15 protein-coding genes and 3 pseudogenes are annotated in these 15,495 nt (G+C 51.5%); 1 reads left to right on the top strand and 17 read right to left on the bottom strand.

The features are described 5' to 3' along the window. Positions 1-61: 61 nt before the first annotated feature. On the bottom strand, positions 62-1,555 hold the full coding sequence (gene gltX, locus AT687_RS05000) for a glutamate--tRNA ligase (RefSeq protein WP_041740482.1): 1,494 nt from the start codon (positions 1,553-1,555) through the stop codon (positions 62-64). Positions 1,556-1,584: 29 nt separating this feature from the next. Between gltX and AT687_RS04995 the strand changes: the two genes are divergently transcribed. Next, positions 1,585-2,718 carry an isochorismate synthase gene (locus AT687_RS04995; protein WP_014318960.1) on the top strand — a complete coding sequence of 378 codons (1,134 nt, stop codon included), beginning with the start codon at positions 1,585-1,587 and terminating at the stop codon, positions 2,716-2,718. Here AT687_RS04995 and AT687_RS04990 read toward each other — a convergent pair. The 16 genes and pseudogenes from AT687_RS04990 to ilvN all read right to left on the bottom strand — a co-directional run bounded on the left by AT687_RS04990 (position 2,699) and on the right by ilvN (position 15,486). After that, positions 2,699-3,342: pseudogene (locus AT687_RS04990) on the bottom strand (class I SAM-dependent methyltransferase). The gene AT687_RS04995 and the pseudogene AT687_RS04990 overlap by 20 nt on opposite strands. Before the next feature lie 22 nt (positions 3,343-3,364). Continuing rightward, positions 3,365-4,162, bottom strand: a complete 798-nt coding sequence (locus AT687_RS04985; protein WP_003851198.1) for a fumarylacetoacetate hydrolase family protein — start codon at positions 4,160-4,162, stop codon at positions 3,365-3,367. 73 nt (positions 4,163-4,235) lie between these two features. After that, positions 4,236-4,569: pseudogene (locus tag AT687_RS13390) on the bottom strand (hypothetical protein). A gap of 45 nt (positions 4,570-4,614) precedes the next feature. Then, positions 4,615-4,815, bottom strand: coding sequence for a 3'-5' exonuclease family protein (locus tag AT687_RS04975; protein WP_014310345.1), 201 nt, complete (start codon positions 4,813-4,815; stop codon positions 4,615-4,617). Beyond that, positions 4,812-4,985, bottom strand: coding sequence for a putative nucleotidyltransferase substrate binding domain-containing protein (locus AT687_RS11880; RefSeq protein WP_003851193.1), 174 nt, complete (start codon positions 4,983-4,985; stop codon positions 4,812-4,814). Before AT687_RS11880 ends, AT687_RS04975 begins: the two co-directional genes overlap by 4 nt. A 138-nt stretch (positions 4,986-5,123) precedes the next feature. Then, positions 5,124-5,465: a DUF294 nucleotidyltransferase-like domain-containing protein gene (locus AT687_RS04970; RefSeq protein ID WP_003851191.1), complete on the bottom strand. Its 342-nt coding sequence runs from the start codon at positions 5,463-5,465 to the stop codon at positions 5,124-5,126. Between the two features lie 205 nt (positions 5,466-5,670). After that, positions 5,671-5,769: pseudogene (locus AT687_RS12950) on the bottom strand (CBS domain-containing protein); the annotation flags it as partial. Between the two features lie 24 nt (positions 5,770-5,793). Then, positions 5,794-6,033 carry a CBS domain-containing protein gene (locus tag AT687_RS04965; protein ID WP_014310342.1) on the bottom strand — a complete coding sequence of 80 codons (240 nt, stop codon included), beginning with the start codon at positions 6,031-6,033 and terminating at the stop codon, positions 5,794-5,796. 9 nt (positions 6,034-6,042) lie between these two features. Further along, complete coding sequence (locus tag AT687_RS04960) at positions 6,043-6,357, bottom strand: Crp/Fnr family transcriptional regulator (RefSeq protein WP_014318956.1); 315 nt, start codon at positions 6,355-6,357, stop codon at positions 6,043-6,045. A gap of 81 nt (positions 6,358-6,438) precedes the next feature. Next, positions 6,439-7,458 carry a 3-isopropylmalate dehydrogenase gene (locus tag AT687_RS04955; RefSeq protein ID WP_010934811.1) on the bottom strand — a complete coding sequence of 340 codons (1,020 nt, stop codon included), beginning with the start codon at positions 7,456-7,458 and terminating at the stop codon, positions 6,439-6,441. Positions 7,459-7,599: 141 nt separating this feature from the next. Beyond that, complete coding sequence (gene serA / locus AT687_RS04950; RefSeq protein WP_010934810.1) at positions 7,600-9,195, bottom strand: phosphoglycerate dehydrogenase; 1,596 nt, start codon at positions 9,193-9,195, stop codon at positions 7,600-7,602. A 162-nt stretch (positions 9,196-9,357) separates the two neighbouring features. Then, positions 9,358-10,788, bottom strand: coding sequence for a hypothetical protein (locus AT687_RS04945; RefSeq protein WP_003851186.1), 1,431 nt, complete (start codon positions 10,786-10,788; stop codon positions 9,358-9,360). Positions 10,789-10,894: 106 nt separating this feature from the next. Then, a complete protein-coding gene (locus AT687_RS04940; protein ID WP_014318955.1) occupies positions 10,895-12,703 on the bottom strand; it encodes a GmrSD restriction endonuclease domain-containing protein in 1,809 nt (602 codons plus the stop codon). A gap of 52 nt (positions 12,704-12,755) precedes the next feature. Next, on the bottom strand, positions 12,756-13,706 hold the full coding sequence (locus AT687_RS04935; RefSeq protein WP_014310340.1) for a cation diffusion facilitator family transporter: 951 nt from the start codon (positions 13,704-13,706) through the stop codon (positions 12,756-12,758). A 122-nt stretch (positions 13,707-13,828) separates the two neighbouring features. Continuing rightward, positions 13,829-14,842, bottom strand: coding sequence for a ketol-acid reductoisomerase (ilvC, locus tag AT687_RS04930; RefSeq protein WP_014318954.1), 1,014 nt, complete (start codon positions 14,840-14,842; stop codon positions 13,829-13,831). Positions 14,843-14,961: 119 nt separating this feature from the next. Next, positions 14,962-15,486, bottom strand: a complete 525-nt coding sequence (ilvN, locus tag AT687_RS04925) for an acetolactate synthase small subunit (RefSeq protein ID WP_003851182.1) — start codon at positions 15,484-15,486, stop codon at positions 14,962-14,964. Between the last annotated feature and the right edge of the window lie 9 nt (positions 15,487-15,495).

Genomic DNA, 15,495 nt, shown 5'->3' with positions numbered 1-15,495 from the left:
TTTCTTCCTCAAAACAACAAATCCCCTAGGCCATTAGCCTAGGGGAATGCCTAATGTGAACTTACTCAGCGGCAACCTGATACGGGGTAACCGCACGAGTAGCACGCAAACGAGTCAACGTTGACTCCTTGCCCAAGAGCTCCATCGACTCGAACAAAGGTGGCGACACAGCCTGGCCAGAGATGCCGACACGCAGAGCACCAAAAGCAACACGAGGCTTGAGCTCAAGATCCTCAATCAGCGCCTTATGCAATGCAGCTTCAATAGCAGGAGTGGTCCACTCCTCCACCTCTTCAAGGGCAGCAATACCAGCATCTAGCGCAGGAATTGCCGTCTCTTTGAGATTCTTCTTCGCCGACTTCTCATCCAAGGTGAGATCCTCATCGGCGATCGCTAGGAAGCTCAGCAAACCGTATGCGTCGCCAAGCATCTTGATGCGTGTTTGCACCAACTCTGCGGCGATTGCAAACTTTTCTGCAGGGTAATCTGCTGGGAAGTCCGTGTATTCGTTGAGATATGCACGCAAACGCTGCTCGAAATCCTTGGGCTCAAGAAGACGGATGTGATCAGCGTTAATCGCCTCAAGCTTCTTCTGGTCGAAACGAGCTGGATTTGCCAACACGTTGGTCACATCGAAGTTTTCTACAAGCTCATCAACCGAGAAGATGTCTTTTTCACCAGCGAGTGACCAGCCCAGCAATGCCAGGTAATTCAGCATGCCCTCTGGAATGATGCCGGCATCACGGTGATTAAACAGGTTGGACTGTGGATCACGCTTGGAAAGCTTCTTATTCCCCTCACCCATAACGAACGGCAGGTGGCCAAACTCAGGGGTCTGCTGGGCTACACCGATGGCCTTAAGAGCCTCATACAGAGCCAACTGGCGAGGGGTCGAAGGCAAGAGGTCCTCGCCACGCAGCACGTGGGTAATGCCCATCAATGCGTCATCGACTGGGTTGACCAAGGTGTACAACGGTGCACCATTGGAACGCGCCACCACATAGTCAGGCTGCGTAGAGCTCTTGAACTCGATCTCGCCACGAACCAGATCGTTCCACTTCCAATCCTGCTCCGGCATGCGCAAACGCCACACTGGCTGACGACCTTCTGCCTCAAATGCAGCGATCTGCTCGTCAGTCAGAGTGCGGTCATAGTTGTCGTAGCCCAACTTAGGGTCGCGACCTGCGGCCTTGTGACGCTCCTCCACTTCCTGAGCAGTCGAGTACGCAGGGTAGACAAAGCCAGCCTCTTTCAGCTTTTCCAAGACATCCTTGTAGATGTCCATACGCTGGCTTTGACGATATGGCTCATGAGAGCCACCAACAATAACACCCTCGTCCCAGTCCATTCCGAGCCACTTCAGGGAATCAATAATCGCTTGGTAGGACTCTTCGCTATCACGAGCAGCATCCGTATCCTCAATACGGAAAATGAGCTTGCCGCCAGTGTGACGAGCGTGAGCCCAGTTAAACAAAGCGGTGCGAACCATACCGACATGTGGCGTACCGGTCGGCGACGGACAAAAACGTACACGAACATCAGACATAATGTTCATCGTAGACTAGTGCACTAGACTGGCAAGACATGTGCGCCCATCGACCCGCTACTGCCCCCGATTTTTTACTCTCCCGTAGCCACGGCTCTATCCGTACCCAAGGCGCGGTAGAAACGTTTTCTGATCCTTGGAAAGCAGTAGAGGCCTTACGTAGTGGGCGCATTGAGCTAGTCGTTGGCGCCCTTGCTTTTCGACGCGACCACGCCTGCGCCCTTACGGTTCCCCGCTCCGTCATGCGTGAGGAGGGCCCCTTAGAGCCCCACGCATATTACCGGCAAGGACCCGGCAGCATCGTGAATGCTCAAGTGGAAAAGCTTGTCCCATCACTCGAGGAACATCATGCCCGCATTGAAGCAGCGATCAATACAATCAAGTCCACATCCTTGAAAAAAGTCGTTTTAGCACGCGCGGTAGATATGACGTTCTCCCCTGCCGTTGATCCACGACTTATTGCCGCACGACTGATCGATCTTTCCCGCAACCGCGATGGTTTCATCGCAGATCTCACCCCTGCTGGCGAAGATTTTGCAGGAGCAATGCTTGTGGGCTCATCACCAGAAGTACTCATCAAGAAACAAGGCTCAACCGTGACGGCGTATCCCCTCGCCGGTTCCGCACCCAGAAGCGCGGATGCGGTCACAGATGCCACCAATGCCGAACTTTTACGACGTTCCCACAAAGATCTACAAGAACACTCGTATGTTGTAGAGCATCTTCGCGATGTTTTAGATCCACTATGTTCAAAGCTCAGCATCCCCGCAAACCCTGAGCTCACCAAGACCAACGAAATGTGGCACCTTGCCACTCCTGTTGCTGGAACCTTAAAGGACGCATCACTTACCGCACTTGAATTAGCAATGCACACTCATCCCACCCCCGCCATCTGCGGTACTCCGACTGATGCGGCCGAAGAGCTCATCAGCATCGCAGAAGGCGATCGCCGATTCTACGCAGGAACCGTGGGCTGGGCAGACAGCCACGGCGATGGTGAATTCATGGTGTCTATCCGGTGTGCCGAGGTAAGCGGTGACGGCACCTCCGCACGAGCATGGGCAGGCGGAGGAATCGTCGTAGAATCTGATGCGGCCGCAGAAGTCGAAGAAACAACTGCAAAACTTCACACCATCATGAAAGCTTTAGGCATTACTTCTTACGACGCTTAAGCACCACAACATCATCAAGATGGTGATGGTGGCCATGCCCTCCTACGATCTCGCGATGGCGAGTTTCGTGGACCACGATTTCCCATGCATCACTAGGAGCAAGATCCGCCGCGTCGAAAGGCATGAGAAGATCGTCTCGGCCAAGAAGTGGATGACCCTTGGTGCGAAGCTCATCGAGATTGTGGTGGACATAGATTAGGTATCCCCCGTCAGCTACCTGACGAGCGATGGCACGCCATGCTTCTTCACCAGCGATCGGGATATAAAACCCTGTCACGAGGTCGAAGGGGCCTCCACATTGGTCGAGATCTTGAGGAGCTTGCCCCTGGATGAACGTCGCATTGGAGGAAAGTTCACGAGATCGCTCGACAGCAACGTCCGATGGTTCCAATCCAACAGCTTTCCACCCGAGGCTGGCAAGCCAAGCGACATCAGCCCCTCCCCAGAGCCAATATCTAGACTGGAACCTAGATTAATCCTCAATTCAGGAATGAGCTGCGTCAGTGTGTAGTTGGGATTACCTGACCATGCATGGCCGTGCGAGGCGTGATACAAAGAAGCCTCCCCATGCCCATTATGATGCCTATCAGAGGATGCGGGGAGGCTGTTATGAGTAGTTGACATACCCCAGAGGGTACCGCTACTCCTAGGCTTTAGCTACCGGATTACCTAGTCGGCCAATGCCTGGGATTTCGATTTCAATGAAGTCGCCAGGAACCATCGCCGCGGTACCTGCGGGGGAACCAGTACAGATGACGTCGCCAGGCAGCAATGTAAACGAAGCAGTAATAAACTCGATGATCTCACCGAGATCCATAATCATCTGATTGGAATTAGAGTCCTGCTTAGTCTCCGTGATGCCATCATGTGTCAGGTGTGCTTTGATGGGAAGATTGTCGGTTTCAATCGAATCAATATCCGTCTCAATCCACGGACCTAGTGGCGCGAAAGTGTCAATGCCCTTTGCACGTGCCCACTGCCCATCAGCAAACTGCAAGTCGCGAGACGACACATCGTTGATGATAGTGAAGCCTAAGACTACAGACTTCCAGTCTTCTTTCTTTACATTCTTACAAGGCTTAGCAATAACCATGGCCAGCTCACCTTCGAATTCCACCTTGGTAGCAAACTCGGGAATTCGAATAGCAGCACCTGGCCCCACGACGGCCGTTGGTGGCTTTAAAAACAGCGTTGGTGGCAGATGTTCAGCGCTCTTTTGAAAGACCTCTTTAACATGGTCAGCATAGTTACGGCCAATGGCAACAATCTTGGAAGGTAGCATGGGTGCGAGCAAGCGCACCTCGTCCAACTTCCACTGTCGTCCCGTATATTTAGGCTCGGTAAACGGGGTTCCTTCAATTTCTTTGCAGATTGCTTGGGCATCATCGCCCTCAACAACGCAGAAACACATTCCATCGGGTGTGGCAATTCGTCCAAAACGCATAGAGGCGATCCTACCGAATGCCTGTGATGGTGGTGCAATTTTGCACGCAATCACCCACGATATAAGGGCTTGACTAAAGCTCGTCTACCAGCTTTTTAGCCTCAACTAGCCCCAAACTCGGGTACCAAACGCGGGTTTTTCGAACAGCTTCCACCACACGACCACCAGCTTTAAGTTCACGAATTGTATCTCGTTGCTGCTCAGATAACTCTCCAAACTCACCAAATTGTGCGACCATCTTTTTTCTGATAACGGCGCGTAAGCCATGCCCCTGCCACCAATATAGCTACCGCTCCGATATACAACCATGAGATGACAACATTTCGCCCCGAAATCCACCACCACACCGCAGTGCATAAGTAATACAAACCTGCACCAAAAAGCACTACTCGAAATAGCTTATCCACGCAATCCACTCCTATGTCGTTGCGCCAAATAGAGTTCTGCGCAGGCTAACGCATCACTCGCTGCATGGTGTGAGGTGTACCTGAATCCCCTACTGATTCTTGGGCCTGCACATCATAAACAAGCTGGTAACCCGCCGACACTACCATGATCACGCCATTTTCAACCGGAACCCAGCCGATAGCAACAATGCTTCCGTTACGCGGATCCAAGGAAGTAGTTTCCATATCAACAGCCAATAGCCTCACATCTGCATTGGAAATTGAGCCCCAAAGGCTTGTTGCATTGACTTAATACTATGGAAAGCGTCTTTGAGATGTTCCCTATCCATTGTGGATAAATCAGCAGGATCGAGATGATAAGACGGTTCGTTTCCAACCAACACAGCCTCGGAGTTATGACGTTGAGAAATCATCATAAGAAAATCAAAAGCATCGACGAGATCACGAGCGCCGCGTTCCGAGACAGCTTCACCGAGTCGTGCACGCTGCGTACCATTCCGTGATCACCAAACACGCTGCGCATATCAAAAAATGTTTGGGCATACAGCAATGCATCAGGCTCCGGTGCAGTAATCCAATCGCGTAGTGTCTCGCGCCATTGCGAAATAGGTCAACCGGCAGCGCGGATTGCTCGCCATCATCTCTCCTGGGCAGTACATCTGACCGGTTTGATTAAGCTCCTCGCACAGCACATTTCCAAGCTGCGCAAAATAATCCGAATGACTATCAGCACGGAAATCGTCGCTGATAACAAGTGCATTATCTTGATCGGAAACAAATCCTAATTCTTTGCGCCCATGAGAGCCCACCACGACGAATGCGTATGGAACCGGCGGTGGACCAAGGCGTTGCTCCGCCAACTGACATAATCGCTGAGCAATCGAATCTGCCGTCACGCTTAGCAGTGCACTGACTTCTTTGAGCCGGCGCACCAGGTTGAGCCAGCTGGGCGGCAGTGAGCACCGAACTTGAACGCACGTGCGTCAACTTATCGGCAGTTTTCGCTCGAACTACATCCCGCCCCACAAGCAATGGGTCCTTTTTGAGCAAGCGCATAACGGAACGTGACTCCACCATTCCAACTGGCGCATGCGTCGATTCTTCTACCACCGGCAAATGGTGAAAACCGTACTCCGTCATCAACAAATGAGCATGACTTGCGGGCGTATCGGGATAGACAATAACGCGTTCTTGCGACATCACCTCACTGACTGGATGCTCAACCTACAGTGCTTTTCCAACTACTTTGGAACGAAAATCTCGGTCCGTCACTATGCCGACCACAGTTGCGCCGCGAACCACAATAGCTGCCGAGACTGCGCTGGTATCCATCGCACGCGCGACGTCGTAAAGCGAATCGAACACGGAGACCACAGCCAGCTCACGCGACATGAAGTCAGCACACGGGGTAGCTAGCATTTTCGACGTCGCCCGATGTGCCAATTCTTGGGCAGCCTTACGCATACGGCGAGACTAATGGGAGAAGAAGTCTCGAAACTGCGAGTTTGCACGGCACACGTCAAGGAATGCATCACGATGATTCGCTAAAAGCAGCGCATCTTCGACCACCTCAATGCGATATCTACTGGCATTATCACCAAGGATCGTGGCATAGCCAAAGCACCGTCCTGCTTCACGACGATCCAACAAAACCGGCACAGAATCCGAATCGCCCTCGCTAGAAATATCTACTGCCCCACTGCGAATAACAAAGCAATAATCATTAGATTCTTTCGGAGTCACTACTACAGTGCCTCGGGGTGCATATCGCATGGTAGCAGTAGACACGACATGGCGGATGTGTTGCGGATCGAGTTTACTAAAGGGTTCCTGACAACTCAGGAACCCCGAGATCTCCTCGAGTACGCCTTACCGTTGCAATGCAGCAACGATCCGATCACCCACCTCGACAGTCTTAACCGGTCCAGCAGGCCGCTCTGCAACATCATAGGTTACCGCCGCTTCAATGCGCTGGGCATTAGACTCATCGCCCACATGACGCAGTAACATCGCCGCCGACAAAATAGCAGCAGTAGGATCAGCAATCCCCTGACCCGCAATGTCTGGGGCCGAACCATGAACAGGCTCAAACATTGAAGGATTCACACCAGTGGCATCAATGTTGCCCGAAGCCGCTAAACCGATACCACCCGTTACCGCACCAGCAAGGTCGGTGAGGATGTCTCCAAACAAATTATCGGTCACAATAACGTCATAGCGACTGGGGTCCGTGACCATATAAATAGTTGCAGCATCAATGTGGTTGTAATCGACTGTAACCTCTGGATACTCAGTGGCAATCTCATTGACGGTACGCTGCCACAAACCACCAGCATTAACAAGAACATTGGTTTTATGCACCAGCGTAAGGTGCTTTTTGCGGTTTTGAGCGCGCTCAAAAGCATCGCGCACAACTCGTTCCACACCGTAGCGAGTGTTTTGGGAAACCTCCGACGCTATTTCATGCGGCGTCCCCTCACGCAAAGTACCGCCATTGCCACAATAAAGACCCTCAGTACCCTCACGGACCACCACAAAATCGATATCGCCAGGATTAGCCAACGGCGACGTCGCTGTGGGATACAGCTTAGAAGGTCGCAGATTCACATGATGATCCAATGCGAAGCGCATTTTCAACAGCAATCCACGCTCCAACACTCCTGGTGGAACCTCGCCTGGTGCCCCGATTGCCCCCAGCAAAATAGCATCATGTTCGCGTAAAGATACCAAATCAGCATCTGCGAGAAGTTCACCGTTGCGCAGGTAACGGCGTGCGCCGAGGTCATAATCGGTGACTTCAATGTCATCGCGTACCGCATTGAGCACCTTCAGAGCTTCTGCAGTAACCTCTGGGCCAATGCCATCGCCACCAATAACAGCTAGTTTCATATTATGGAACCTCACTTCCCACTATGTGAACTTTGTACCCGAGTGTAGCAGACCGATCCCCAAAAACTGACGCCAAAGCACAAACGGACCTTTCCCCCAGTACTTTTAGGGGGAAAGGTCCGTTGAACGTCGGTGTATAAATTAGGCATCAAAGTCGACAGCGAAGGCTTCTGCACCAATTCCGGCAGCGATCTCTTCGACCAATGCATCTGGAATAGGCTTGTCAACACGAAGCACCAACGTGGCGCCATCGCCTTCAGAATCCTGAGACAAAGCAGCCGCGTCAATATTGAACCCCTGAGCACCCAATGCTGTGCCAACCTTGCCTAGAGCACCAGGAGTGTCGGTGTACTGGAAGTACACATTGAATCCTTGAGCACGAAGATCCAAACCACGCTTGTTAATGCGAACAATCTTTTCCACATGATTGAGGCCGGTCAAAGCACCAATGACGGATTCTTTAGAACCATCGGCTCCAATCACACAGACCTCAAGCACAGAACGGTGTGTAAGGGATTCGGACGCAGTAGTAACATCCAGCTTTACGCCACGCTCTTCTGCAATACGCGGGGCATTGACAAACGTAACTGGTTCTTCAATAAACGAAGAGAAGACGCCACGCAATGCCGACAGACCTAGGACATCGATGTTTTCCGTCGATAGCTCGCCGCGAGCCTCAACTTCAACAGCTACTGGAGCCTTATCCAAAAGCTTGCCAGCAACCACGCCAAGCTTGCGAGCCAAATCAAGCCACAAAGCAACTTCTTCGCCAACGCGTCCGCCCGAAACATTCACTGCATCTGGGACAAACTCGCCTGCCAAGGCCTTGAGAACAGATGCGGCAACATCCGTACCGGCACGATCCTGCGCTTCTACAGTTGAAGCACCCAAATGCGGAGTAACCACAACCTCTGGACGGTTAAACAGTGGCGAATCTGTGCATGGCTCAGTTGCAAAAACATCGAAACCAGCGCCACGAATCCGGCCAGCGTCAATAGCATCGGCGAGCGCTTGCTCGTCGACAAGCCCGCCACGTGCCGCATTGATAATAATCTGCCCCTGTTTGGACTTAGCCAACAACTCGGCATTGAACATGCCAGCAGTTTCTGCAGTCTTAGGCAAGTGGATGGTGACAAAATCCGCACGCTGCATGAGCGATTCTAGATCCACAAGCTCTACACCCAACTGCGCAGCACGCGCTGGATTAGCGTAAGGATCGTACGCAATGATAGTCGCCTCAAATGCTGCGAGGCGTTGCGCAAAAAGCTGACCAATATGGCCAAATCCGACAATACCAACGGTCTTGCCAAAAATTTCCACACCTTTGAACGAAGAACGCTTCCATTCGCCAACACGAAGCGTTTTATCTGCTGCAGGAATCTGACGTGCAGTAGAAAGCAACAACGAAATAGCATGCTCACACGCAGAATGAATATTGGAGGTTGGGGCATTTGCCACCATCACCCCCTTATCAGTCGCGGTGGCAATATCAACATTGTCCAAGCCAACACCAGCGCGACCGACAATCTTAAGGTTGGTCGCCGCATTGAGGACTTCTTCATCTACGGTGGTAGCGGAACGAACAAGAAGTGCGTCAGCCTCTGGAACCGCTGCAAGCAGCTCTGCGCGATTTGGACCATCGACCCAGCGCACCTCCACGGCATCTCCGAGCGCATCAACAGTTGACTGCGCGAGTTTGTCTGCAATTAGGACGACAGGACGGCCATTCTGGCTCACGATATTCTCCTGGAAATTATCCGCATGTCCACCCCTATCTGGCACGACCGCGTCAGATAGCAATGGGTCCGCGCCTGCTCACTGGCGCGCGACTGCAACACAGTGTAAACGAGACTGCGGAAACTCACCTAGTGCATGACAGAATTAGGGCAAATAATGCAGTTAGTCGCGAATTATTAACCCAAGTCGGGGGGATCTTAATGTGCCAGTGGGTTGGAATGATTCACGTTCGGCGACGAACCAATCATCCCAATATAACTGACTGTTCACGGTCGCGTCTCCGCCTAAATGTTCTCCACGAGCAGGCAAAATTGCCAATCCCAAACCCATAAGCTCTTGGGGAGAAATTCCACATACACCGCCTCGGAGGATGTCTACCCCTTCAAGAACCACGCCTAGCTGATCGCCATTGTGATTAATAACTTCGCTATTCCAATGCATGAGGCGATCTGCAATCCTTTGGCGTGATTGAGGAGATCGTGCACAAACCTGAGCTGCATTCCTCAAAATCACCCCAATTGATGGCTGAGAAACGATTTCCTCGACCGAATCAAGAATCTCATCAGCATCGCGATGAACCGCATCTATTTCGATAAAGACAAATCCATCTTGCGCGTTGATTGCATCGGCCCATGCTTTCCAGTCCTGTTGATCTTGCGAGGACAACGGACGCGCAATGGTACGCACATAATTCGCCCCATAAGGAATATCCGCACGCTTAGATACATAGGAATCATTAAGGTATCGCGCTCTTAGAGTACGCAGAGCAAAAACAAGACCGGTCTTGTTCGGAAGTGCTAACGGCGCACGTTCACCCAACTCGATTCTTTCACTGAGCTGCTGTGACGTTCCAAACTGTGAGCCCAAAGCAATGAGCGGCTGATCGGAAAGCCCAGCAACCGCCCGCATTGATTCCACATTAAGCCGCGGATCCGGAAAACGCATGACGGTCACCGATGCGCCATAAGAACGCGCAGTAGCAACTGCCGCAATGCCAGATTCCTGAGTAGCGATCACTTGCGGAGCTGCACCAGCATCGCGCCTCGACTGCACTGGAAAAGCTGATACTTCCCCATCACTTGGACTCGACTGCACTTTTTCTTGCCGATTAGTCAGCAACCACATGGGATGCGTCCCATCCAACCGAGAGACAGCGGAAAGCGCATTGGAGACGTCGATACGCTGGGTGCGAAACTGCAAAGACGTGAGCTTTCCCAAAGCTGTCAAAGAACCAGAATCTGGAATGACTTTAACGTTTCCGGTGGTCTTTGGCAGGCCCACATCACCAATGGCCAAAATATAGCGAGCACCCAGCCGACCGATTTCTGCTTGAACCGCATCACGATCAGTATCGTTCATAAGAAGCATCGGCGCATGAGCGACCACAGCTATCGACGCCGCCCGCAGCTGGTGGTGAATCTCACGGTCTGAAATCACGACCGTATCCGACTTTTCGAACAACAACTGCGAAACTGCGACGCCTGAATCATTGGGTTCACCCACCACCTGTGGCTCTCTCAAAAAATTCTGTGCCACGTGACGCGTAAGGTTATCCATTCGCGCTTGTTCGAGCTCGGCGTGAGGCAAAGCCATTCGCACTTTATCCCGGCGCGAGGTATCCACGGTGCATCCGCTTGTTCCCATGGCAATAGCCACACTTATAATAACGGCAAGTGTGGCTATCCAGGTCCGTGATGCCTTACTTCTCAAAGGCCAGTGGACCTTCCTCGCCAGCGGTAAGATCGCCTTCGTCGACGTCACGAATTGCGGCTGTTCCCATGGCTTCTTCGATCATGGTGAGGAATTTGCTGCGGCGATCGCTGAAAAACTCCTCTGCTTGACCGGCGAATAGTGCATGAGGATCTGCCAAGTGAGTGGCAAGAACTTGATCGAACTCAGCATCATCCATGAGAGACTTTGACTGTAGGCGAACCAGATAGCGTGCTGGCGAAGCGCCCTCGACCATGACGTGCGTGCGGCGCCCCATCGGGGTGCGGTTGAGTACTGATGAGCTCAGTACTAGATTGATTCCGTGTTCTTCGCACCAGCTTTCTGGGAATACTGGTCGGAAGTGAACTCCTAGCTGTTCAAAGTTCGTGTGATCAAATGCCATACCGGTACGGAAGTCACGGGCACCACGTCCCATCAGCAGCGCATAGATGCCTTTATATAATCCGGATTCTGGGCAGGCGCTAAGAAGTCGGGATTCAACGAATCGAGCGTCTCGGATCGACTGTGGCTTTTCGACGCTCGGGCTCGGGTTGTTGGCATCATCGATCCAGCGGGTGACCTCATCTACGTCTACTCCCATTCGGACTGCCAACGCTGGCGATCCATAAAGTTCGCCAAAAACGCCGCACCAGAACCATTGGTTCAAACGATCCCAGCTGTCTTTATGTGACATGTTTTTCGGATCACGTGCTAATAACGCGATGATTACTGTGAGTGGGATAAGCTGCGCGCTATAAGGCACCTGCTTGATGCTCATGATGCATCGCTCACGCATATAGTGCGCGGCTTCATGGAAAGCTGCTCGAATCAAAGGTGCCGCGTATTGGTAGTCGGCGACGCTGAGTTTCAGGATGTCCTCGCGGTGGCCACTAGCGTGTCCTTTTACTGCGGTGACGTATAACGCGACTGCGGTGAGGAATTCGGTTTGGCCGATCTGGTCAAGCGCTGGGAACTGTCTGAGTACTTCTTCGGTTTTGTGCCAGTCCGCACGGAAATCAAAGTCAGGGTCTTGTGCAGCGAAAAGCGATGTGAGTAGTTCGAATACATCCATCTGCAGCCCACTGGAGTTTGCAGCTGCGAAGATTGAACCAACGCCTTCTTGAGCAGTCTCACGATCCAATCGAACCATTGGCACTGAATACCGCACTACAGGCTTAAGAACAGTGTTGTGGAAGTTCTTGATCCGCTCGCGTGCATCTGGTTCCGCATTTTGCGCGAGGTCGAAAAGCATATCCGTGCCGCGATTTTGCAAAAGCGATGACACTGGCATGCACTGGTGACGCAACATGTCCTCTTCGGTTGCTAACCGTGGAATGTCATTCTTGGCAAAGTGTGATTTCACATCACCGTGCTGGTCTACAGAAATGACGGCCTCATCAGGCATTACCTCAGCTGAAACAGCCTTTTGAATATCTACGAAGAAACGTCGTTTGATCTTTTTATTTCTAAAATCAACTGACTCCACCAAGCCGTCGCCGGTAAGGCATTGGTACAGCGTTGTCAGGCGCTGTTGGCCGTCGAGAAGCAAAAGTCCAGGTGCCATTCCAGTATCTGGGGCACCAAAAAGTGGCCGTGGTCTAAACCGCATCTCTTCCCCACGGGTATCCAAGGCCATAATCGAGCCCATAGGGTATCCGCGCAAAACAGTAACGAGCAGCGCTCGAATTCTATCGACATCCCAGCGATATTCGCGCTGGAAATCCGGAAGTTGCAAATCGCCTCGATCGATCCGGTTGAACAGATAAATCAGGTCGTAGCTTGGAGTAGAAAAACCCATGCCTTTGATACTAACGCGGAATCTCGCTCACAGGTGTTTGGTTCCCCTCACACTAATGTTGGCAAGGTAACTCATGACTCATGTGCGTATCATGTTCCAGCTGCACTGTGACATGGTCAATGCCTGCATCGTGAAAGACTTTTTGTATCCGATCTAGAGTCGTGCAATCTTTAACGTTGACGTTCTCATCGACCACAACGTGGACCGTTGCTATGTCTTGTTGTCCATCAATTGACCAAACATGAACGTCGTGAACGCCGCCTACTCCATCAATTTGCGCAATCCGTGATCGAATTGTCTCAACATCGACAGTCTTGGGAACTCGTTCCATCAAAATACCCAGCGTAGAACGAACTAAGGACAAGGAACGCGGCAAAATTATTACTGCGAGCAATACCGACACAGCCGTATCGCACCACATCCAGCCTGTAGTCATAATCAGCAACGACGAAACGATGACCGCGACCGAGCCTCCCAGGTCCACCAAAATATGAAGGTAAGCGCCTTTGACGTTAACCCCTTCATGGCTGTGTCCATGAAGGACCACCGCCCCCACTATGTTGAATACGAGTCCGATTATGGCAATAACCATTGTGGTTCTCGTATCGATCACAGTATGCGATGAAAGCCTGCGGATAGCCTCGAGGACAATCCACCCAGTAATAAAGGTAACGGATAAAGCATTGACCAAGGCTGCTAAAACTTCAATGCGTTTATATCCATAGGTTGCTTGCGACGTAGCCTTTCTCCGCCCAATCACAACCGCAATAAGTGCGATGATAAGTCCCGTGGAGTCTGACAGCATATGCAGGGCATCAGACATCAAAGCCAAAGATTTGGCTAGTGCACCACCGACGAGCTCAACAATGAAGAAGGCGAATGTAAGGCCGGCAACCAGCAACAAAGCACGGCTACTCGACGGTGCTCCGTGGTGATGGTCATGGTGGTTATGGTGGTCATGGTGATGGTTGCTCATATGGTGCAGCATAGCCCATATTTTCATTTATTACACTTTATTGAAAATAATGTGTACTGATACTCTCTACCTCGCAAGCCCAACATAGAGCAAGGACCTCACCCCAGTTCACAACTGAGGCGAGGCCCTTAACCCCCTAAAATCCAAAACTAGGCAGTCTCATCGAGCGGATTCTTTACCCAGCTCATCAGATCACGCAGTTTCGATCCCGTAGCCCCGATTGGATGCGCGGCGATCTCTTCACGGTAACGCTTGAGCTCAGGCTGACCAGCTTCAACATCAGCAACCATGTCACGGACAAACTTGCCCGACTGGATATCAGCCAACACAGCCTTCATATTCTCCTTGACCTCAGGAGTGATAATGCGAGGACCAGCAACATAACCACCCAACTCGGCAGTCTCCGAGATCGAGTAGTTCATGTTCTCAATGCCGCCCTCCCAGATGAGGTCAACAATGAGCTTCATCTCATGAAGAACCTCAAAGTATGCCATCTCTGGCGCATAGCCGGCTTCAGTCAAAACCTCAAAGCCTTTCATCATCAGGTGCTCAAGGCCGCCACAAAGGACAACCTGCTCACCAAACAAGTCAGTTTCGGTTTCTTCACGGAAGGTTGTAGGAATAACACCAGCACGTGCACCACCGATAGCAGCAGCATAGGACAACGCAAGATTCTTACCCTCACCCTTTGGATCCTGAGCGATGGCAATCAAGCATGGCACACCTTTGCCGTCAACGAATTGACGACGAACCAAATGACCAGGCCCCTTAGGAGCAACCATACCAACGGTAATATTGGCAGCAGGCTTGATTAGCTCGAAGTGGATGTTCAGACCATGTCCGAACAGCAAGGCATCGCCGTCTTTAAGATTTGGCTCAATATCATGGGTAAAGATCTCTGCTTGAGAGGTGTCCGGAGCGAGCAGCATGATAACATCTGCCCACGCAGCCGCATCGGCGTTGGACTTAACCTCAAAACCTGCCTCCTGCGCCTTTTCGGCAGACTTAGAGCCTTCACGCAAACCGATAACAACCTCAACACCGGAATCACGCAGGCACTGCGCGTGAGCATGACCTTGAGAGCCGTAGCCAATCACGGCAACTTTACGGCCTTGGATGATCGACAGGTCTGCATCTACATCATAAAGAAGTTCGATAGCCATAAGGATGGAGTCCTTTCGTATGTTGTGGGCTTCTGCCCTTTATATCACATATTGAGATATTTTTGCTTTTTTATCTCATTAAATGAGACGTTCGTGAATTATTTAGAATTTTGAGTGCCCTAGGAACGTGAACTTTGCGGTGCCATTGTCTTTGATCCTCGGTTCAGTGCGATCTGACCAGAAGAGATCAATTCCCTGATTCCAAAAGGCTCCAAGACGTCAAGCAATGCGCGCAACTTACCTTTATTGCCGGTTGCCTCAATAACCACCGAATCTGGGGCGACGTCGACAACATGCGCACGGAAAATTTTGGCAGCATCAACTACTTGGGGACGATTAGACGCATCGGCCGATACTTTCACCAGCATTAATGCACGCGCTACAGTAACGTCCTCATCAAGGCGCACCACTTTCAACACTGGAATCAACTTATTAAGCTGCTTGGTGATCTGCTCAATATCTTGTGTACTTGCATCCACAACAATGGTGATTCTGTTGATTCCATGCATTTCAGTCTTGCCAGACACGAAGGAAACAAGACTAAAACTACGTCGCGTAAACATTGCAGATACACGAGAGATAATGCCATCAACATCCTGAACCAGAACACTGAGGATGTGCCGAAACGTTTCTTGCTGTTGCATCACAGTGCT

Source organism: Corynebacterium diphtheriae (genome assembly GCF_001457455.1).
GTDB lineage: Bacteria > Actinomycetota > Actinomycetes > Mycobacteriales > Mycobacteriaceae > Corynebacterium > Corynebacterium diphtheriae.
The sequence above is the reverse complement of the archived record's forward strand: the minus strand, read 5'-3'. Positions and strand labels throughout refer to the sequence as shown.